17 protein-coding genes are annotated in these 19,106 nt (G+C 75.5%); 9 read left to right on the forward strand and 8 right to left on the reverse strand.

Going from position 1 to position 19,106, the window contains the following annotated elements; translation table 11 throughout:
* Nucleotides 1-140 precede the first annotated feature (140 nt).
* The 3 genes from ACSU6Z_RS12955 to ACSU6Z_RS12965 form a co-directional block, all read right to left on the reverse strand.
* The gene (locus tag ACSU6Z_RS12955; RefSeq protein WP_437045436.1) at nucleotides 141-3,260 is read right to left on the reverse strand and encodes a sacsin N-terminal ATP-binding-like domain-containing protein; all 3,120 of its coding nucleotides are present in this window, start codon (nucleotides 3,258-3,260) and stop codon (nucleotides 141-143) included.
* 243 nt (nucleotides 3,261-3,503) lie between these two features.
* A complete protein-coding gene (locus ACSU6Z_RS12960; RefSeq protein WP_437045438.1) occupies nucleotides 3,504-3,929 on the reverse strand; it encodes a hypothetical protein in 426 nt (141 codons plus the stop codon).
* Nucleotides 3,930-4,257: 328 nt separating this feature from the next.
* The gene (locus tag ACSU6Z_RS12965; protein ID WP_437045440.1) at nucleotides 4,258-5,172 is read right to left on the reverse strand and encodes a DUF3027 domain-containing protein; all 915 of its coding nucleotides are present in this window, start codon (nucleotides 5,170-5,172) and stop codon (nucleotides 4,258-4,260) included.
* A 377-nt stretch (nucleotides 5,173-5,549) separates the two neighbouring features.
* Here ACSU6Z_RS12965 and ACSU6Z_RS12970 point away from each other — a divergent pair, with 377 nt between their 5' ends.
* The 4 genes from ACSU6Z_RS12970 (at nucleotide 5,550) to ACSU6Z_RS12985 (ending at nucleotide 9,108) form a co-directional block, all read left to right on the forward strand.
* Nucleotides 5,550-6,935, forward strand: coding sequence for an MFS transporter (locus ACSU6Z_RS12970; RefSeq protein WP_437045442.1), 1,386 nt, complete (start codon nucleotides 5,550-5,552; stop codon nucleotides 6,933-6,935).
* 91 nt (nucleotides 6,936-7,026) lie between these two features.
* Nucleotides 7,027-7,515 carry a DUF2771 domain-containing protein gene (locus ACSU6Z_RS12975; protein ID WP_437045444.1) on the forward strand — a complete coding sequence of 163 codons (489 nt, stop codon included), beginning with the start codon at nucleotides 7,027-7,029 and terminating at the stop codon, nucleotides 7,513-7,515.
* Nucleotides 7,516-7,538: 23 nt separating this feature from the next.
* A complete protein-coding gene (locus ACSU6Z_RS12980) occupies nucleotides 7,539-8,234 on the forward strand; it encodes a futalosine hydrolase (protein ID WP_437045446.1) in 696 nt (231 codons plus the stop codon).
* Nucleotides 8,224-9,108 carry a 1,4-dihydroxy-6-naphthoate synthase gene (locus ACSU6Z_RS12985; protein ID WP_437045448.1) on the forward strand — a complete coding sequence of 295 codons (885 nt, stop codon included), beginning with the start codon at nucleotides 8,224-8,226 and terminating at the stop codon, nucleotides 9,106-9,108. Before ACSU6Z_RS12980 ends, ACSU6Z_RS12985 begins: the two co-directional genes overlap by 11 nt.
* 5 nt (nucleotides 9,109-9,113) lie before the next feature.
* On the opposite strand, the gene ACSU6Z_RS12990 is transcribed toward ACSU6Z_RS12985, so the two are convergent.
* Nucleotides 9,114-9,497, reverse strand: coding sequence for a cold-shock protein (locus ACSU6Z_RS12990; protein WP_437045450.1), 384 nt, complete (start codon nucleotides 9,495-9,497; stop codon nucleotides 9,114-9,116).
* A gap of 185 nt (nucleotides 9,498-9,682) precedes the next feature.
* On the opposite strand from ACSU6Z_RS12990, the gene ACSU6Z_RS12995 reads away from it, so the two are divergent.
* Nucleotides 9,683-9,958, forward strand: coding sequence for a hypothetical protein (locus tag ACSU6Z_RS12995; RefSeq protein ID WP_437045452.1), 276 nt, complete (start codon nucleotides 9,683-9,685; stop codon nucleotides 9,956-9,958).
* Here the strand turns inward: ACSU6Z_RS12995 and ACSU6Z_RS13000 are convergent.
* Entirely contained in the window at nucleotides 9,910-10,575 is a 666-nt protein-coding gene (locus tag ACSU6Z_RS13000; RefSeq protein WP_437045454.1) for an HAD family hydrolase, read from the reverse strand. The two genes, ACSU6Z_RS12995 and ACSU6Z_RS13000, sit on opposite strands and share 49 nt — an antisense overlap.
* A gap of 104 nt (nucleotides 10,576-10,679) precedes the next feature.
* Nucleotides 10,680-11,771 carry a hypothetical protein gene (locus ACSU6Z_RS13005; RefSeq protein ID WP_437045456.1) on the reverse strand — a complete coding sequence of 364 codons (1,092 nt, stop codon included), beginning with the start codon at nucleotides 11,769-11,771 and terminating at the stop codon, nucleotides 10,680-10,682.
* A gap of 140 nt (nucleotides 11,772-11,911) precedes the next feature.
* Between ACSU6Z_RS13005 and ACSU6Z_RS13010 the strand changes: the two genes are divergently transcribed.
* The 3 genes from ACSU6Z_RS13010 to ACSU6Z_RS13020 all read left to right on the forward strand — a co-directional run bounded on the left by ACSU6Z_RS13010 (nucleotide 11,912) and on the right by ACSU6Z_RS13020 (nucleotide 15,180).
* Complete coding sequence (locus tag ACSU6Z_RS13010; protein WP_437045458.1) at nucleotides 11,912-14,509, forward strand: helicase-associated domain-containing protein; 2,598 nt, start codon at nucleotides 11,912-11,914, stop codon at nucleotides 14,507-14,509.
* A gap of 192 nt (nucleotides 14,510-14,701) precedes the next feature.
* Nucleotides 14,702-14,830 carry a hypothetical protein gene (locus tag ACSU6Z_RS13015; RefSeq protein WP_437045460.1) on the forward strand — a complete coding sequence of 43 codons (129 nt, stop codon included), beginning with the start codon at nucleotides 14,702-14,704 and terminating at the stop codon, nucleotides 14,828-14,830.
* A gap of 128 nt (nucleotides 14,831-14,958) precedes the next feature.
* Nucleotides 14,959-15,180, forward strand: coding sequence for a hypothetical protein (locus ACSU6Z_RS13020; protein WP_437045462.1), 222 nt, complete (start codon nucleotides 14,959-14,961; stop codon nucleotides 15,178-15,180).
* Here the strand turns inward: ACSU6Z_RS13020 and istB are convergent.
* On the reverse strand, nucleotides 15,158-16,672 hold the full coding sequence (gene istB, locus ACSU6Z_RS13025) for an IS21-like element helper ATPase IstB (protein WP_437045464.1): 1,515 nt from the start codon (nucleotides 16,670-16,672) through the stop codon (nucleotides 15,158-15,160). The genes ACSU6Z_RS13020 and istB overlap by 23 nt on opposite strands.
* A gap of 171 nt (nucleotides 16,673-16,843) precedes the next feature.
* Between istB and ACSU6Z_RS13030 the strand changes: the two genes are divergently transcribed.
* The gene (locus ACSU6Z_RS13030) at nucleotides 16,844-18,487 is read left to right on the forward strand and encodes a DNA repair helicase XPB (protein ID WP_437045466.1); all 1,644 of its coding nucleotides are present in this window, start codon (nucleotides 16,844-16,846) and stop codon (nucleotides 18,485-18,487) included.
* Nucleotides 18,488-18,620: 133 nt separating this feature from the next.
* On the opposite strand, the gene ACSU6Z_RS13035 is transcribed toward ACSU6Z_RS13030, so the two are convergent.
* Nucleotides 18,621-18,824 carry a hypothetical protein gene (locus ACSU6Z_RS13035; protein ID WP_437045468.1) on the reverse strand — a complete coding sequence of 68 codons (204 nt, stop codon included), beginning with the start codon at nucleotides 18,822-18,824 and terminating at the stop codon, nucleotides 18,621-18,623.
* Between the last annotated feature and the right edge of the window lie 282 nt (nucleotides 18,825-19,106).

The raw sequence follows: 19,106 nt of genomic DNA on the forward strand, positions 1-19,106 counted from the left end.
TCGCCGGGTCCCGGCGTCGTGGGCCTGTCCGCGGGTGCGGGGGCCGCCCTCGCCGGACGGGCCGCCGACACCAAGCCCGCCGGGGGCGGTGCCGCCGGCACCGCCCCCGGCGTCACGGGAGCCGCCCCGCCGCGGCGGCGTCAGTCGAACCAGCGGTCCCGGGCCAGCTCCCGCGTCCTGGACGGGTCCTCCAGCAGGGCCGCCACCTCGAAGCGGCGCGGCCACTGGCCGGCCGCCCAGGCCAGTCCGGCGGCGACGCCCTCCAGGGTGGCGGCGTGCAGGACGCCGTCGTCGGTGAGCCGCCAGTCGATCTCCACGCCGTCGACGACGAGTTCCTCGTGTTCGACGTAGGAGGCCGGGGTGCGCGGCCCGAGCAGGACGCGCACCGCGTCCGGTACGTCGTGCTCGGTGCCCTCGGAGTCGACCCGGCCGGTGACGGACTCGCTCAGCCGTCGCACCTGGAACAGCTCCGCCAGGTCGGCGGCCCGGGACGGCCGCACCGGCAGCAGGGGCACGCCCCCGGTGAACGGCAGCAGGTCCGGTGAGTCGCACACCACGGCATCGGCCGCGTCCACGACCTCGACCCGCCCGTCGACCACGGCCCGCAGTTCGTCCGGCAGGGTCACCCGCTCGGGGTCCAGCTCGGCCAGCGCCCCGTACAGGGCGTGCAATTGGGCCGGGGTGACCTCGCGGTCGGGATCGGCGAGGCGGTCCAGCAGCTCGGCGGCGCCGCCCGGTTCGTCGAGCAGGGCGGCCACCGAGGTGCGCACGCCCAGCGCGCGCAGCACCTGCTCGTCGTCGAAGCCGGTCGCGTCGGCCTCGTCGTACAGGCCGCGCAGCAGCGGGTCGCCGCCGGCCGCGCGCAGGCCGGCGGGGCGGCGCCCGCCGAGCACCGGGTGCCCGCGCAGCCACCACGCCGTGTACGGCCGCACGGTCTCGTGGGTGCCGTCCGGCAGCAGGATCCGCACCGGCTGGACCAGCGCGTCCCGCAAGGGGGGCCGCGAGAGGAGCGCGAGGGCCTGCGGCCACTTGTCGTCGTCGACGAGGTCCAGGTCCCGTACGGCGACGATCTCGGTGGCGACCGGCGGGACGGGGCTGTCCGGGAAGCGGTCGAGGATGTCCTCGCACCACACGTCGACGGCGTCCAGCAGCCCGGCGTCGTCCGGCTCGGGGTAGTCCCCCTCGCGCGGCTCCAGTTCGTCGGGGTCGAGGACGACGTCGGTGGCGCGCACGAGCGCGAAGTCCACCAGCACGCCGCAGGCGGCCAGCGGCTCCGGCCCCCACTTCTCGGCCACTTCGGCGTCCACGGCGGCCAGCTCGTCCTCGCGCATGACCTGGGCGAAGGGACCGCCGGGGAAGACGAGTTCCCCGGCCGGGGACAGCTCGCCGTCCTCGTCGGGCAGCGCGAGCGCGCCGAGCCACGGCTCCTCGCCGGGGTCGAGCCCGGCGTCGCGGACGAGTCCGAGGACGGTGTCGGCGAGTTCCTCCGCGTCGAGGGCGTCCTCCTCCCAGGACGCGCCGCCCCCGTCGTCCAGGGAGGCGGCGACGGCCGCCCGCACCTGCGGGGTGGTGAGCACGGCGCGCGGGGTGGCCGGGAGGGCGCCGAGCTTCTCCAGCAGGGGGTGGGCGGCGTCCGGGTGGGCGACCTTCAGGCCGAGGCGGGCGAGGGTCCGCGGGTCGGTGCCGGCCGCGTCCGCGGTGGGCAGCAGGACCTGCCGGGGCCCGATCGTCGTCCGTCCGTCGGCCAGGGGCACCGGCAGCCCGGACAGCCGGTCCGGGTCGACGCCCGCGAGGCTGTCGTACAGCCGCCGCCACCAGCCGGGCTCCTTCTCCAGCCCCGCCAGCCGGTCGATCGCGTCGGTCAGCGGCACCCGGGCCACGCCCAGCGTGCGCAGCTCCGCGCGCCGCTCAAGCCCGGCGGGCAGCAGCGTCGGCAGGACGTCGGCCAGGACCCACACGGTGTCCGCGCCCGCGCCCTCCACCACCTCCGCGTCGCGGGGCCGCAGGGAGACGGGCAGCTCGGAATCCTCCTCCCGCGGCGGAAGGGCGGGCGGCAGGAAGGAGGTGCGGGGCAGCCGCTCCAGGACCGCCTGCCGCAGCGCCCCGTCCAGTTCGCCCTTGCCGAGCGGGCCGGGGACGAGGTCGATGATCCCGGCGGTGACCGGGTGCCAGTCGGCGAGGAGTCCGGCGTAGGCGTCCGCCGCCCGCTGCACCAGGAAGTCGGTCAGCGGGCCGGGCGCGGTGTGCCGGCGGGTGGAGTCCAGCGGGAACGAGGCGATGAGCAGGGCGGGGACGCCGAGCGGCTCGTCGCTGGGGGTGGGGGCGTGCAGGACGGGGGCGGTGCGGGGCCGGGCGGGGGCGCCGTCGGCGTCCACCGGAACCGCCCAGGTGACGGACCAGTGGGGGCGCAGCCGCTCCTCCACCGGCCGGTCGGCGAGCAGGTCGGGGGTGAGGGGGCCGTGCGCGGACGCCGTGCGCCAGCGGGTGGTGCCGGTGTCCGAGTCCTCCACGAGGACCAGGGGGCCCTCGCCGCGGCGGCGCAGGGTGCGGACGTGGTCCGTCTCGACGACGACCTCCTCCAGGCCGGGAAGGGCCAGGAGGAGGGCGTCGTCGACGGCGTTCAGGAGCCGTTCGGCGAGGCCGGCGGCGGCGGTGTCGCGCAGCGGCAGGATGACGACCGTGTCGTACGGGTCGGGGGCGCTGCCCTCGGCGGCGAACGGCAGCCGCAGCAGCGGCACGTGACCGTCGCGGCGCCGGATCTCGTCCCCGAGGCCGGGGCTGTGCCGGGCGGTGTCGGCGGCCAGGTCGCGGGCCTCGGCCAGGGACCAGCGCACCCCGCCGTGCCGCCCGAGGATCGCGGGCTCGTCGGTGACCGCGAGGACGGCGGCGAAACCGACGCCGAACCGGCCGACCGCGCCCTCGTGGGTGTCCCGCTTGGCGGAGGCCCGCAGCGTCGACAGCGACTCGACGCCGGCCGCGTCGAGGCGGGCGCCGGTGTTCGCGGCGAACAGCACGCCGTCGCGCAGGGTGAGGCGCAGCCGCCCCGGCACGCCCGCGCGGGCGGCGGCGTCGGCGGCGTTCTGGGCGAGCTCGACGACGAGTCTGTCCCGGTAACCGCCGAGGACCAGGTCCTCCTCGGCGTTGGCGTCCTCCCGGAACCGGGCGGGGCTGGTGGCCCAGGCGTCCAGCACTCCGCGGCGCAGACGTGCCGTGCCGAACGGGTCGGCACCCTCGGCGGCGGGCCGCACGAACTTGCTCACGTTCACTCTCCTCCTCGGCGAGACCACTGAAGGTACCGCTCCGCGGGGGGCGGCCACGCCGAGGAGGAGGGGCGGGGGGTCAGCCGCGGACGGGCCGACACCGAGATCCGCAACGTCACGGCCCGGCGTCGGCGACGGCCGAGGCCGTGCGGGGGCCAAGGCCCTCCCCGGTGGTGAGCCGTTCCGCTGCGGCCACGGCACCGGTGGATCGTCCGAGTCCGGTGCGGCGCGGGAACCCGGCGTTCACGAAGCGGCTCCAGGAGATCGTCCGAAACGGCCGCGCGGGAATACGGAGATGCCGGCCGACGCGAGGGCGGAACCCGCCAGCAGGCACACGCCCACGTTGACCGACATCGGGACGTACTCCACGGTGGATCCGTCGGAGTACACGCAGGCACTGCGAAGAGGCCAGTACTGCTGCCTGATGGCCGCCGGTTCGGCCCCGGCGCCGTCCCCGCTGCCGCACAGTTCGGGAAAGGGGCCTCCCAAGACCACCGAGAACCAGCCGTGGCAGTAGAGCGCCACCGCCAGGGAAAACAGGATCAGGGCGACGAGCGCGCAGGCTTTCGGCAGGGGCAGCGGCGGATGACTCAGCAGTATGAGGACCACTACGACGCCCACGGCCGCGGTGACCGCACTCACCACGAGCAACGCACCCATCAAGATCATGTGAAACCGCCCCTTCTTCCGCCTTCTGCGCGGCAGGGAGCCCGCCCGGCGGGCCGCCCGCTGATCCACGGGGTTCCGTCAGGCGGCCTTCCTGCCGAAGGTCGAGGAGGAGGAGCGCGCCGAAGGCGAGAACCGGCGAGCCGTCAAGGACGTCCTCGGTGTCCTCGCCGAACGGGGCACCGACGCGCCGGGAGAGGCACGCGAGCGGCGTCTGCGACCGCGCCGCCCCGAGGTCCTGCACGCCCGGCTGCCGCAAGGCGCGATCGCGACGGCCATCGACGAGGTCCTCGGCGCCGAGGAGTGGTCCCGGCCGCCTCCGGCCGTCACGTCACGAGTGCCCCAGCTCCGCCGTCGCCTCGTCCTCCGTCACCGGGACCGAGCCGGAGTCGGGGGCGGGGCGCAGCGGGAACGGGTCGACGCGGGTCTCGTCGATCACCGGCGGGGCCGGCTGCGGCGGCTTCGGCATGACCGCGGCCTCGGAGTGGCCGCCGCAGCCGTAGGCCAGGGACACCACGCGGCCGTCGGCCGGGGAGAACTCGTTGGCGCACACGCCGAAGGCCTGGCCGAGGGAGCCGCCGATGCGGAGCAGGAAGCCGCAGCTCACGCAGGGGGCGGGGGCCGCCTGCGCCATGGGGGTCTTGGGGCCGAACGCCTCCTCCCAGCGGTCGGCGGCGGTGTGCAGGCCGTAGCGGGACAGCACGCGGGCGCGGTGCACGCCCACTTCCTCGGCGACCGCGGCGATGGAGCCGCGCCGCGGGACGGCCGGGGGCCGGGCGGTGACCTCCGCGTCCTCGGCCTCCACCAGGTCGGCCATCTCGTCGGAGACGGCGGAGTTCGGCGGCGGCTCGTCCTCGCCGGTCCAGCCCGGCTCCAGCCGCAGGTCCTCGGCGTCGGTGGGCAGCAGGTCGCCGGGGCCCAGGTCGCCGGGGCGCAGCCGCTCGCTCCACGGCACCCACTCGGGGGCGAGGAGGGCGTCCGGGCCGGGCAGCAGCACCGCCTCGTCGACGGTGACGATCCTGGCGCGGGAGGCGCGGGCGACGGTGACGGCCCAGCGCCAGCCGCGGTACCCGAGCTCCTTGCACTCGAAGAAGTGCGTGACAACGCGGTCACCCTCCGACACGAGCCCCACGTGCTCGCCCACGACACCGGGCGCGGCGGCCTCCTCGGCCGCGGTCCGGGCGAGGTCGAGGGCCTCGGCGCACAGGCGGTCAGGGGTGCGGCTTCGCGTTGTCGCTGCGCTCACAGGTATCGCTTCTCTCCATACGCCGTCTCACAAGTGCGCCACTGCCGACGGGAGGGGGGCGGACGGAGCGGACCCGGGGACCGCGTCGACGTCCGCACCCGATCGCGCTCGGGCACGCCTACGTCATCCATTCTGCGGGATGCGCGTACGGCGCGCGGCCGAGAACGTTCGCCACGGCGCGCTACGCACGCTACCTTCTCGCGTCCGCTGGGCCTACACCGACGGCGGATTCCCCTCCGTCCCGGCCGTGTCCCGGCCGTGTCCCGGCCGTGTCCCGCCCGGCCCGGTGCGGCCCCGAGGGGCCCGCTACAGCTCCGATCAGCTCCATCCGCGCCGCAACGGAGCTATATCGCCGCCCCTCGGGGCACTATGACGAGGTGGCAGCCGCACGGACGGGGTTCAAGGACGGGGACCGGGGACGCGGTCCCGGGCGCCTGCGTGCCGTCGGCCGTGCCCTGCGCCTGCCGGTGACCGGCACGGTCCGCGGTATCCGCCGGGCCACGCACGCGCACGGCGCCGGCGAGTCCGGGCTCGGCAAGCTGATCGAACTGCACGGGGTGAACGGCGCCGGCGACGTCATGATCACCGTGGCGCTCGCCTCCACCGTCTTCTTCTCCGTGCCGACGGATGAGGCCAGGGGCCGCGTCGCCCTCTACCTCGCCGTCACCATGGCGCCCTTCACCCTGCTCGCGCCGGTGATCGGCCCGCTGCTGGACCGCGTCCCGCACGGCCGCCGCGCCGCGATGGCGGGCGCCATGCTCACCCGGGCGCTGCTCGCCCTGGTGCTGTCCGGGGCGGTCGCGACCGGCAGCATCGAGCTGTACCCGGCCGCGCTCGGGGTGCTGGTGGCGTCCAAGGCGTACGGGGTGGTCAGGAGCGCGGTCGTGCCGCGGCTGCTGCCACCGGGCTTCTCGCTGGTGAAGGCGAACTCCCGGGTCACGCTGTGCGGGCTGCTCGCCACCGGTGTGGCCGCACCCGTCGGAGCGGGGCTCCAGCAGCTCGGGCCGCGCTGGCCGCTGTACGGCGCCTTCGTGATCTTCGTCGCGGGAATGTTCCTGTCCTTCTCCCTGCCGTCGAAGGTGGACTCCGCGCGCGGCGAGGACACCGCGCTGCTCGCCGCCGACGAGCGGCACCTGCACGGACCGCACCTGAAACCGGTCAAGCGGCCGGGGCTGCGCACGGTCGGCCCCGCGGTGACGCACGCGCTCGGCGCCAACGCCGCCGTCCGGGGCCTGTCCGGATTCCTGATCTTCTTCCTCGCCTTCCTGCTGCGCGAGCACCCCATGACCGGGCAGAGCGCGGCCGTCTCGCTGGGCATCGTGGGCGTGGCGGCCGGGACGGGCAACGCGCTCGGCACGGCGGCCGGGGCATGGCTCAGGTCGCGGGCGCCGGAGATCATCATCGTCACCGTCGTCGCCTGCGTGCTCGGGGCGGCGGTCACGACCGCGGTGTTCTTCGGCGCGGTGCTGGTGGCGTGCCTGGCGGCGGTCGCCGGGTGCGCGCAGGCGCTGGCCAAGCTGTCCCTGGACGCGCTGATCCAGCGGGACGTGCCCGAGCTGGTGCGCACCTCGGCGTTCGCCCGGTCGGAGACGCTGCTGCAGATGGCCTGGGTGGTCGGCGGCGGCATCGGCATCGCGCTGCCGCTCAACGGCACCCTGGGGCTGTCGGTGGGCGCCGCGATCGTGGCCACCGGATGGCTGGCCACCGTGCGGGGGCTGATCGGTTCGGCGCGGCACGGCGGGACCCGGCCGAGGGTGGTCTGAGGCACGGCGGGCCCCGGTCGCGGGCGGCCTGCGGCACGGCACGCCGCACCCAGGTGGGAAGGGGGCTGGACACGCCCGATAGCCTTCGCCCATGACCAGGTTGCAATCCGCTGTGCGACGCCGCCGCGCCGTCGCCGCCGCCGGCGCCGTTTCCGCCGGACTGCTCGTCCTCTCGGCGTGCGACAAGCCGACGCCCATGTCGACGATCACGGTCGGCGACTCCTCGGTCAGCGCCGAGGCCACCTGCGGCGGTGAGGACAAGGTCCTCGAGACGAAGGACCTCACGAACTGCCTGAAGGACACGGACATCGAGTCCATCTCGGTCGACCCCGACAAGTCCGTGGGCTTCGGTGTGGACCCGAAGGTCGCCGACAAGCGCTGGACGATCCTGCTGAACGGCCGGCCGCTGGTCGAGGACACCAAGAAGACCTACCAGGCCATCCCGGGCAGCGTCTTCTTCAACACCCAGTACGGCGCGCAGGGCGACTCGACCCTGGTCTCCGTCAAGGCCGGTGACGGCAAGGAGGACAGCGACGCGGCCACCGGGCTGTGGAACTTCCGGCTGAAGAAGGACGACTGACCACGTCCCCGCCGAACGTCCTCGTGGCCACCGCGGTCCCCGTCGAACGGGACGCGGTGGCCCGCGCGCTGTCCGGCCCGGCCCGGGAGGTGTCCCGGCCCGGCGCGACCCTGCGCCGGACCCCCGGCGGCTGGGACCTGCTGGCCGCCGGGGTGGGCCCCGCCCTCGCCGCCGCCTCCACCGCCGCCGCGCTGACCGCGGCCGCCCTCGACGGCGCCCCCTACGGGCTGGTCGTCTCCGCCGGCATCGGCGGCGGTTTCCCGCCGCACGCCCCCGTCGGCTCCCTCGTCGTCGCCGACGAGATCACCGCCGCCGACCTGGGCGCCGAGACCGCCGACGGCTTCCTGCCGGTCACCGAGCTCGGCTTCGGCACCGTCACCCACCGCCCGCCCGGGGCCCTCGTCCGCGCGGCCGCCGCCGCGACCGGCGCGCGCCCCGGCACCGTCCTGACCGTGTCCACCGTGACCGGCACCGCCGAGCGGGCCGCCGCCCTGCGCGCCCGCCACCCCCGCGCCCTGGCCGAGGCCATGGAGGGCTTCGGCGTCGCCGAGGCCGCCGCCGCGCACGGCGTGCCCGTCCTGGAGCTGCGCGCGGTGTCCAACCCGGTCGGCCCCCGCGACCGGGCCGCCTGGCGCATCCCGGACGCGCTCGCCGCCCTCACGGATGCCCTCGGGAAGCTGGCGCCCGTCCTGGAGAGTTGGAATCCCCATGAGCAGTGAGTCCCTGAAGCCCTCGCGGTCCCCGGAACCCCCGCGTTCCCTGCGGATCGCGTACTCCCCCTGCCCGAACGACACCTTCGTCTTCGACGCACTCGCCCACGGCCGCGTCCCCGGCGCCCCCGCGCTGGACGTGACCTTCGCCGACATCGACGTCACCAACGGCATGGCCGAGCGCGGCGAGTTCGACGTGCTGAAGGTGTCGTACGCGGTGCTGCCCTATGTCCTCGGCGAGTACGCCCTGCTGCCCTGCGGGGGCGCGCTGGGCCGGGGCTGCGGCCCGCTGGTGCTCACCCGGGAGGCGGGGGCGGACCTGAGCGGCCGCACGGTGGCCGTGCCGAGCGAGAAGTCGACGGCGTACCTGCTGTTCCGGCTGTGGGCGGCGGACACCGTGCCCGGCGGGGTCGGCGAGGTCGTCGTGATGCCGTTCCACGAGATCATGCCGGCCGTGCGGGACGGGAAGGTCGACGCGGGCCTCGTCATCCACGAGGCGCGCTTCACGTACCGGAACTACGGGCTGCACAAGCTCGCCGACATGGGCGAGCACTGGGAGGCCACCACCGGGCTGCCGATCCCGCTGGGCGCGATCATCGCCAAGCGGTCGCTGGGCGAGGAGACGCTGACGCTGCTCGCCGACTCGATCCGCGCCTCCGTGCGCGCGGCCTGGGACGACCCGGAGGCCTCCCGCCCGTACGTGATGGAGCACGCCCAGGAGATGGACCCGGCCGTCGCCGACCAGCACATCGGGCTGTACGTCAACGAGTTCACCGCCGGTCTCGGCGAGGACGGCTACGCGGCCGTCCGGGGGCTGCTGACGCGCGCGGCGGCCGAGGGCCTGGTACCGGCCCTCGGCCCGAACGCGCTCGACTTCCCCTGAGGGCCCTACACGTCCAGTTGGTCGGCGACCGCGCGGAGCAGGCCGGCGATCTTCTTGCCGGAGGCCTTGTCGGGGTAGCGGCCCTTCTCCAGCATCGGCGTGATGTTCTCCAGGAGGGTCGTCAGGTCCTGGACGATGGAGGCCAGCTCGTCCGGCTTCCTGCGCTGGGCGGCGGCGACCGACGGGGCCGGCTCCAGCACGGTGAGGGACAGGGCCTGGTCGCCGCGCTGCCCGGCGACCACGCCGAACTCCACGCGCTGGCCCGGCTTCAGGGTCTCGACTCCGGCGGGGAGGACCGAGGAATGGACGAAGACGTCACCGCCGTCGTCCCGGGAGAGAAAGCCGAAGCCCTTCTCGCTGTTGAACCACTTGACCTTGCCGGTGGGCACGTCTGTCCTCGTCCTCGTACTCGTCGGAAAACTACTGGCTGCTGGCTGCTGAAGGCCGCCGGAAACGGCCCTTGATAGCACTCGGGCGGGCCGTCGGGACCCGCCGGTTCCAAGGCTAATGCTCTTCAGGCCGGTGACAAGACGTCACCGGGTTGTTCCCTCGCGCTGGGAACTACCCTGGTGGAGTGCGTGACAAAACCCAACCCCATTCCGCCGCGCCCGGTGACGGGCTGATCCGCGCCGGTGCCGTCGTCTTCTTCGTCGGGGCGGTGGCCACCCTGGTCACCGTGGCCCCGCTGTTCCTCGGGACGACGCCGTTTCCCACCTACATGTTCGGACTGAGCATGCTCATGGGGGTCGGGTTCCTGATCGCCGGGGCGGGCGTGCTCCGGTCGATCGCGGCGGGCCGCCGTCAGGCGCGCGCCGCGTCCGCCGTGCCCGCCGGTCCCCCGGGCGCCTGACGGTAGGCCGCGAACCACGCCGGGAACTCCGTCAGGTCCGCGAGGACCGTGTCGGCGCCCGCCGCGCGCAGCTCCCGCACGCCGTAGGGGCCGGTGGCCACGGCGACGGAGTGGGCGCCCGCCGCGCGCGCCCCGCGTATGTCGCCCAGGTGGTCGCCGACGTACACGCTCGCGCCGTGCTCGCGCAGCGCCACCGCCTTCTGCTCGGCCCACAGGTCGCCGACGACCGCGTCCGGCTCGATGCCGAGGTGCTCCAGGTGCAGCTTGGCGTTGGGTTCGTACTTGGCGGTGACGACGAGCGCCCGCCCGCCGGCCGCCCGGACCGCCGCGACCGCCTCGCGGGCGCCGGGCAGCGCGAGGGTGGGGGCGATGGCGGTCGCCGGGTACAGCGACCGGTACAGGTCGGCCGTGGCCGCGACCCGCTCCGGCGGGAACCAGTGGGCGAGCTCCTGCTCCAGCGGCGGCCCGAGCCGCGTGACCGCCAGGTCGGCGTCGACGTGCGTACCGGTCCGCGCCGACAGCTCCGTGTAGCAGGCGTGGATGCCCGGGCGCGAGTCGATCAGCGTCATGTCGAGATCGAAGCCGACGGTCGGGGCGGTGCGGGTCGTGGAGGCCATGCCGACCATTGTGCCGGTGCCCGCCGGGATCCGGGGCCGGTGAGGGCCGCGCGGAGCCGGGAATCCGCGGGCGCCGCGCGGAGCCCGCGGGTGCGCGCCGTCGTTCAGCCCCGCGGGCGGCGGGCCCGCCACACCAGGTACAGCGCCGAGGCGACGGCCGCGCCGCGCAGCACCCACGGCCACGTCCCGGCGACGGCGTCGCCCAGGTGCCCCTGGGCGATGGGCTCCCCCCAGCGGCCGTCCGTACGGCCCCACAGCCACACGGCCCCGGCCGCGGCGACCACCCCGGGCAGCCCCAGCACCGCCCACTTGGCCTCGGCCGGGGTCAGGCGCCGGGACAGGTAGGCGAGCAGCCAGCCGAGGGCCAGCGGGACGAGGTGGCCCAGCGCGGCGCCGGCGACCAGCAGCGCCGCGGCCAGCAGCAGCAAGGGGCTGCCGACGCCGCCCTCGGGCCACGGGCGGGGCAGGCGAAGGCGCCGGGCGGCCGGGGGGGCCTCCGCCGCGGGCGCGGCCTTCTCCGTGCCCGGCGCGGCCGTCTCCGCCCCGGCCCGCGCCGCCTGCTCCTCCCCCTTCGGCGACGGGGGCTTGAGCAGCTCCGGGACCTCGACCCCGCCGACGAACCCCGGCACGCCGTCCCCCGCCCCGAACGGGCCGCCGTCGCCCCGGTCCGCCACCCGCCACCAGTCCCGGCCGCGCCCGCCCGGGGGCGCCCCCGTCCGGTCCGGCCGCTCGGCGGCGTCCCCGAGTTCGTGGGCGCCCGCCAGGTGCGGCGGGGACGGCGCGTCGGGAGGCGTGTCGGGCGGCGCGGCCGGGCGGGGGCGCGGTACGACCCGGCGCAGGCCCTTGCGCTGCCGCTCGCCGCCGGCCGGGCCGCCGTCCGGGGCGCTCCCCCCCTCCTCTCCCTCCCGTCCCTCCCGCTGCGCCGGCACCGCGGCGACCGGCTCCTGCGGCGCACCGCCGGTGCCGGCGGTGCCGCCCGCGGCCTCGACGATCTCGTCCGGGCTGCCCAGCCGGTCCAGGATGCGGCGCACGGCGGCGGGACTGTCGACGACGGTCTTCGACCGGTGCCGGTCGATCTCGTTGCGCAGCTCGGCGACCAGGCGCATGCGGGTGGCCGACGGGAGCTGCCGCTGCTGCGCCACGTCACCGACGCGGCTCAGGTACTCGTAGACGACCTGGTCGCTCTCGATTCCCACGGATCCCTCCGGGGCGTACGGTTCTTGATGCCTCGTCGGACGACGGTACCGCGTGTCCCCCGGTGTGCCCCCCGCTTGCGGCAGGCTCACCCGCCCGTGGCCGGTCCACCCGGCGAGGGGGACCCGCTACCGTTGGCCGGATGAGCACCGAGGAGAAGCCGGCAGCCCCGCGTTCCCTGGCGGAGTCCCTGCGTGCGCGCGACGACGCCTCCCTGGCCGCCCTCCTGCGCAGCCGCCCCGATCTCATCACGCCCGTCCCCACGGACCTCACCCAGCTCGCCACCCGGGCCGGCACCCGCGCCTCGGTCGTGCGCGCCCTGGAGCGGCTGGACCGGTTCGCGCTCCAGACGGCCCAGGCCCTGGCCGTGGCGGCGGACCCGGCCGGCTACGAGGAGCTGCTCGGGCTCATGGCCGGCGACGAGCGGGACCCGGTGGTCGCCGGCGCCCTGCCCCGCGCCGTCGCCACCCTGCGCGAGCAGGCCCTGGTGTGGGGCGGCGACGACCGGCTGCGGCTGGTGCGCACCGCCCGCGAGCTGCTCGCCCCCTCCCCGCAGCACCCGTCCCCGACGGGGCTCGGGCTCACCGTGCGGGAGGCCGCCGCCGGGATGTCGCCCGGCCGGATCCAGGAGATCCTCACCGCCGCCGGTCTGGCCTCCACACCCGACTCGGTCACCGCCGTCGCCGCGCTCACCGCCCTGTTCACCGACCGGGCCCGGATGGCGGAGCTGCTCGCCGGGGCCCCGGCCGACTCCCTCGACGTACTGGACCGCCTGGCCTGGGGGCCGCCGTACGGGCAGGTCACCGCCGATCCGGCGGCTCACCTGCGCTGGCTGCTGGACCGCGGGCTGCTGCTGCCGACCGCGCCCGGCACCGTCGTGCTGCCCCGCGAGGTCGCCCTGCACCTGCGCGGCGGGCGGGCGCACCGCGCGCCCGAGCCGGTGGCGCCGCCCGTGACGGCCGCCGCCACCCACCGTCCGCAGGTGGTGGACGCCACGGCGGCCGGGCAGGCGCTGGCGGCGCTGGCGACCGTCGAGGAGCTGCTGAAGGACTGGGACGAGGGCGGCCCGGCGGTGCTGCGGGCGGGCGGGCTCAGCGTCCGCGACCTGAAGCGGACCGCCGTCGCCCTGGACGTGTCCGAGCCGGTCGCCGCGTTCTGGGTCGAGCTCGCCTACGCCGCCGGTCTGCTGGCCTCCGACGGGGAGGCCGACGAGCGGTACGCGGCGACCCCCGCGTACGACGAGTGGCGCGAGCTGCCCGCCGCCGAGCGCTGGGCGCGGCTCGCCGAGGCGTGGCTGACGGCGACGCGGACGGCCGGACTGGTCGGCGGGCGGGACGCCAAGGACCGCGCGCTGTCCGCGCTGGGCCCGGGGCTGGACCGCTCGGCGGCGCCGGAGGTGCGGCTGCGGGTGCTGACGCTGCTGGCGCGGCTGCCCGAGGGCGCCGCGCCGGACACGGAGTCGGTGCTGGCCCGGCTGCACTGGGAGCGCCCCCAGCGCCGGGAGGAGGACCTGCGCACCCGGCTCGCGCGCTGGACCCTGTCGGAGGCGGAGCTGCTGGGCGTCACCGGGCGCGGCGCGCTGTCGGCACCCGGACGGGCCCTGATCGGGGCGCCGCCGGGTACCACCGGGGCGGGGCACGGGGCGGCCGGGGGACCGTCCGGGGAGACGGCCGGGGAGCCGTCCGGTCCCGGGGACAAGCTGCCCGTGCACCACCGCGCGCAGCCCGCCCCCGCCCCCGAGCCCCTGCCCCAGCCCGTGTCGCCCGCCGAGCAGGCCGCGCGCACGGCCGCCGCCGCCCGGGTCCTCGCGCCCCTGCTGCCCGAGCCGCTGGACCACGTACTGCTCCAGGCCGACCTGACGGCGGTGGCGCCGGGGCCGCTGGAGCGGCCGCTGGCGGACATGCTGGACCTGTGCGCGGACGTCGAGTCCAAGGGCGGCGCCACCGTGTACCGGTTCACGCCGGGCTCGGTGCGCCGCGCGCTGGACTCCGGGCGGACCGCCGCCGACCTGCACGCCTTCCTCGCCGAGCACTCCCGCACGCCGGTGCCGCAGCCACTGGCGTACCTGATCGACGACGTGGCCCGCCGGCACGGGCACCTCCGGGTGGGCGCGGCCTCGGCGTACGTGCGCTGTGACGACGACGCGATGCTCAGCGAGATCCTCGCCGACCGGCGGGCCGCCGGGCTGGGCCTGCGGCGCCTCGCGCCGACCGTGCTGGCCGCGCAGGCCGGCCCGGCGGCGCTGCTGGAGGGACTGCGCGCGATGGGCTTCGCGCCGTCCGCCGAGTCCGCCGAGGGCGATGTGCTGATCACCCGCGCCGACGCCCACCGCACCCTGCCCCGCACGCCCCCGCAGCCGGTCCCGGACGGCCCGCCCGTCCCCGACGACACACTGCTGAGCGCCGCGGTCCGCGCCATCCGGGCCGGTGACCTGGCCTCCACCGCGCCGCGCAAGCCGAGCCCGGGCACGGAGGCGGGCGGTGGCGCCCCGGCCGCCGGCGAGCTGCCCCGCACCAGTCCCGCCGAGACCCTGGCCACCGTGCAGGCCGCGGTGCTCACCGGCCAGGCGCTGTGGATCGGCTACGTGAACGCCGAGGGCGCCGCCAGCCAGCACGTCATCGCCCCGGTCCGGGTGGAGGGCGGCTTCGTCACGGCGTACGACCACACCGCGGACGAGGTCCGCACGTATCCGCTGCACCGGATCACGGGGGTCGCGGAGCTGGCGGACGACGCGGGCTGACGCAAGCTGCTTCCGCTCCTTGCGCACTTTCGGGCGTACGCGCGGATCCATGCGCGCCACGCCGGGGTTTCCCACGCTTGAGGGAGCTTGCCGTGGCTTCCGCATCGCGGCGCGGGACGCCGGGCAGCCACCCGGTGTCCTGACCGGGCCCGGCGAGAGGAGGGCCCGGCCGAGCGCAACGAAAGGAAACCCATGCGTGCCGTACGCCGTGTCGCCGCCGTCCTGACCTCCACCGTCGTCATGATCGGGGCTTTCGCCGGCCAGGCCTCCGCCATCGCCATCGACGTCGCCGGGCTCGTCCTGGAGACACCGCAGATCTGACGTCGCGGATCCGACGTGCTCCGCCCGGCCGGCGGGCCGGTCCCGGCGTCCCCGGGATGGTCCGCCGGCCGGTGGACCACACCGCACCGCGCCGCCGTCACCTCGTCCGCGAAAGGCCCGCAACGACCATGCGCCCCAAGCCGCCCGCCCGTACCCGCGCCGCCCTCGCCGCCTCCGGCACCGCCCTGGCCTGCGGCGTCCTGCTCGCCGTCCTCGCCCCCGCGGCCGCGGCGGCCCCCCTGCCGTTACCGCTGCCGCTTCCGGCCACCGGCGCGGAGTCCCTGGTCACCGAGGGGATCAGCATCGAGGGACCGCTGCTCAACAACGTCAGTCTGCCCACTCTGAGGTAGCGCGGCGCAGCCGGTAGCTGTCCCCCTCGATCCGCACGATCTCGGCGTGGTGGACCAGCCGGTCCACCATCGCCGGGACGGCCGGACCGGCGAAGACCTCCTCGAAGCGGACGGGCGGCCGGTCGCCGGTCACGATCAGCGAGCCGCGCTCGTAGCGGTGGGCGACCAACTGGAACAGGAGCCGGGAGGCGTCCGCGTCGAAGGGGACGTACCCGACCTCGTCGACGATCAGCAGCGGGTACGCGTCGAGGGCGGCCAGTTCCTCGGCGAGCCGCCCCGCCGCCCGCGCCTCGCCCAGCCGCAGGGCCCACCGGGCGGCGGTCGCGAACAGCACCCGGTGCCCGGCCTGGCAGGCGCGCACGCCGAGGGCGACGGCCAGGTGGGTCTTGCCCGTGCCGGGCGGGCCGACCAGGACGGCGTTGCGGCGGTCGGTGACGAAGTCCAGCTTGCCGAGGCGGGCCACGGTCTCCCGGTCGAACACCCGGGGGTGGTCGGCGTCGAAGTCCTCCAGCAGCTTGCGGGAGGGGAACCCGGCGGCCCGGATGCGGTCCTCGGCGCCGGACTCGTACGTCTCCCGGGGGAAGGAGCCGGCCTGCCGGGGGATGGGCACCGGCCCGGCATCGGCGGGGAGGGCCGGCCCGCCGCCGACGGAGGGGACCGGCCGGACCTCGGCTGAGGGGACCGGCCGGACCTCGGCTGAGGGGACCGGCCGGACTTCGGCGGAAGGGACCGGCCGGGCATCGGTGAAAAGGACCGGCCGGGCATCGGTGGGGAGGGCCGGCCCGCCGCCGACGGAGGGGACCGGCCGGACCTCGGCTGAGGGGACCGGCCGGACTTCGGCGGAGGGCACCGGCCCGGCATCGGTGGGGAGGGCCGGCCCGCCGCCGGTGGAAGCGGAAGGGGCCGGCCGGGGGGACTCGGGGGGCGCGGCGTGCTCCGCGTGTTCCCGGGGTGCCTGGTGCCCGGCGCCCCGGGAGTGCCCGGCGTGCTCGGCCATCGGCCCGGACATGTACGCCAGGATCGCCGCCGAGACGATGAACGCCATGTGGATCACCGTCCCCCACAGCAGTGCGTGGCGGGAGGTGTGGTGCACGTCCACGAACATCTGGAGCAGGTGCACGGAGGAGATGCCCACGATGGCCGTGGCCAGCTTCACCTTCAGCACGTTGGAATTGACGTGCGACAGCCATTCCGGCTGGTCGCGGTGGCCCTGGAGGCCGATGCGCGAGACGAAGGTCTCGTAGCCGCCGACGATCACCATGATCAGCAGGTTCGCGATCATGACGACGTCGACCAGTTTGAGGACGGCGAGCATGACGTACGTCTCGGTCGCCTGTCCGGTCACACAGCGGAGGATTAATGCCCACAGTTCGTTGAAGAACTTGTAGACGTACACGCCCTGCGCGGCTACCAGCCCGAAGTACAGCGGGGCCTGGAGCCAGCGGGTGGCGAACAGCGCGTATCCGAGCGTCGTGGTCGGCGTATTCTGCACAGTCCGCCATTCTTCGGGGGTTCCTCCGGAAAGCCGAATTCACGCCACACGTTGGGATGAAAAGGCATTCAGTAGGACAGGACGCGCGGAACGCGGCACCCCTCCGTGTCGATCAGGCACACTGGACGTTTGGCCGAGCCGTCCGGCCGCGCTAGCGAAAGGGTGCCGCGCGTGAATGGTCCGCTGATCGTCCAGTCCGACAAGACCCTGCTCCTGGAGGTCGACCACGAGCGGGCCGACGACTGCCGCCGCGCCATCGCGCCCTTCGCCGAGCTGGAGCGGGCGCCGGAGCACATCCACACCTACCGGGTCACCCCGCTCGGCCTGTGGAACGCGCGCGCCGCCGGGCACGACGCCGAGCAGGTCGTGGACGCGCTGGTGGAGTACAGCCGCTACCCGGTGCCGCACGCGCTGCTGGTCGACATCGCCGAGACGATGGACCGCTACGGCCGGCTCACCCTCTCCAAGCACCCGGCGCACGGGCTGGTGCTGACCACCACCGACCGGCCGGTGCTGGAGGAGGTCCTGAAGTCCAAGCGGATCGCTCCGCTGGTCGGCGCCCGCATCGACGCCGACACGGTGGCCGTGCACCCCTCCGAGCGCGGCCAGATCAAGCAGGTGCTGCTGAAGCTGGGCTGGCCCGCCGAGGACCTCGCCGGGTACGTCGACGGCGAGGCGCACCCGATCGAGCTGCGCGAGGACGGCTGGACGCTGCGGCCCTACCAGAAGCAGGCGGTGGAGAACTTCTGGCACGGCGGCTCCGGCGTCGTCGTCCTGCCCTGCGGCGCGGGGAAGACGCTGGTCGGCGCCGGGTCGATGGCCCAGGCGAAGTCGACCACGCTGATCCTGGTCACCAACACGGTCTCGGCCCGGCAGTGGAAGCACGAGCTGGTGAAGCGGACCTCGCTGACCGAGGACGAGATCGGCGAGTACAGCGGGACGAAGAAGGAGATCCGGCCCGTCACCATCGCCACGTACCAGGTGCTGACGACGAAGCGGAAGGGCGTCTACCCGCACCTGGAGCTGTTCGACTCCCGCGACTGGGGCCTGATCGTCTACGACGAGGTGCACCTGCTGCCCGCGCCGGTGTTCAAGTTCACCGCCGACCTCCAGGCGCGGCGGCGGCTGGGCCTGACGGCGACCCTGGTGCGCGAGGACGGCCGGGAGTCGGACGTGTTCTCGCTCATCGGGCCGAAGCGGTTCGACGCGCCGTGGAAGGAGATCGAGGCGCAGGGCTACATCGCGCCCGCCGACTGCGTGGAGGTCCGGGTCAACCTCACCGACTCCGAGCGGCTGGCGTACGCCACCGCCGAGGCCGAGGAGAAGTACCGCTTCTGCGCGACCACCGCGACCAAGCGGAAGGTGACGGAGGCGATCGTCCGGCGGTTCGCCGGGCAGCAGATCCTCGTCATCGGCCAGTACATCGACCAGCTCGACGAACTGGGCGAGCACCTGGGCGCGCCGGTGATCAAGGGCGAGACGTCCAACGCGCAGCGCGAGAAGCTCTTCGAGGCCTTCCGCCAGGGCGAGATCAACGTCCTCGTCGTCTCCAAGGTCGCCAACTTCTCCATCGACCTGCCGGAGGCGACGGTCGCCGTCCAGGTGTCGGGCACCTTCGGCTCCCGCCAGGAGGAGGCGCAGCGCCTGGGGCGGGTGCTGCGGCCGAAGGCCGACGGCCACCAGGCGCACTTCTACTCGGTGGTCGCCCGCGACACCATCGACCAGGACTTCGCCGCCCACCGCCAGCGCTTCCTGGCGGAGCAGGGGTACGCCTACCGGATCATGGACGCGGACGAGCTGCTGGCGGAGAGCTGAGGGACCGGGAGCCCGGGAAGCCGGGAGCCCGAAGGACCGGGACGGGGAAGCGGGCCCGAGGGAGATGGCCCGAGGGAGATGGGAGGGGCACGCCGCGCGATGAGCCCGGCGGGTCACGTGGTGACCCGTTCGCTCACCTGCGGCGCACGCCCGCTTCCCCGCCGTGCTCGCCGTACTCGCCGCACTCGCCGAGGACGACGACGTCGAAGGCGGCGCCCGCGAACACGCGCACGGCGCGCAGCGCGTCGCCGAGGCGGTGCCGGCGGCCGCCGGCCGTGGTCGTGGCACCGGACGCGCGGCCCGGTGCCGGGGCGAGGGAGATGGTTACGGCGCTCATGTCTCCATAGTGGCGTTTCGGGCACAATGCGGGCATCGGTCTGCGGGGCGAACCCGGACCCCCGCCGCGTACGCCTCTGGGGGGACCGGCGGTCCCGCGGTGCCCCTCAGGGTGGAGACGCCGCCCCCTAAGGGACGCGCGGGGCGGGCCGGAAAACCATTGGCTCCCGCCTCCCCCGCTCCCCTACAATCTCCGCTCTTGCCCCGCCTCCCTCCCGGAGTGCCGCCGCCCGGACGGAAACCGGCCGGCATCGACGCGTCCCGAGCCGACGCGGCCCACCAC

Source organism: Streptomyces sp. enrichment culture (assembly GCF_964273145.1).
Lineage (GTDB): Bacteria > Actinomycetota > Actinomycetes > Streptomycetales > Streptomycetaceae > Streptomyces.

Coding starts and splice junctions, on each gene's coding strand:
- ACSU6Z_RS13000 (WP_437045454.1), bottom strand. CDS start 10,575: ATGGCCTCCACGACCCGCACCGCCCCGACCGTCGGCTTCGATCTCGAC.
- ACSU6Z_RS12975 (WP_437045444.1), top strand. CDS start 7,027: ATGACCAGGTTGCAATCCGCTGTGCGACGCCGCCGCGCCGTCGCCGCC.
- ACSU6Z_RS13020 (WP_437045462.1), top strand. CDS start 14,959: ATGCGCCCCAAGCCGCCCGCCCGTACCCGCGCCGCCCTCGCCGCCTCC.
- ACSU6Z_RS12960 (WP_437045438.1), bottom strand. CDS start 3,929: ATGATCTTGATGGGTGCGTTGCTCGTGGTGAGTGCGGTCACCGCGGCC.
- ACSU6Z_RS13035 (WP_437045468.1), bottom strand. CDS start 18,824: ATGAGCGCCGTAACCATCTCCCTCGCCCCGGCACCGGGCCGCGCGTCC.
- ACSU6Z_RS13010 (WP_437045458.1), top strand. CDS start 11,912: ATGAGCACCGAGGAGAAGCCGGCAGCCCCGCGTTCCCTGGCGGAGTCC.
- ACSU6Z_RS12985 (WP_437045448.1), top strand. CDS start 8,224: ATGAGCAGTGAGTCCCTGAAGCCCTCGCGGTCCCCGGAACCCCCGCGT.
- ACSU6Z_RS13015 (WP_437045460.1), top strand. CDS start 14,702: ATGCGTGCCGTACGCCGTGTCGCCGCCGTCCTGACCTCCACCGTCGTC.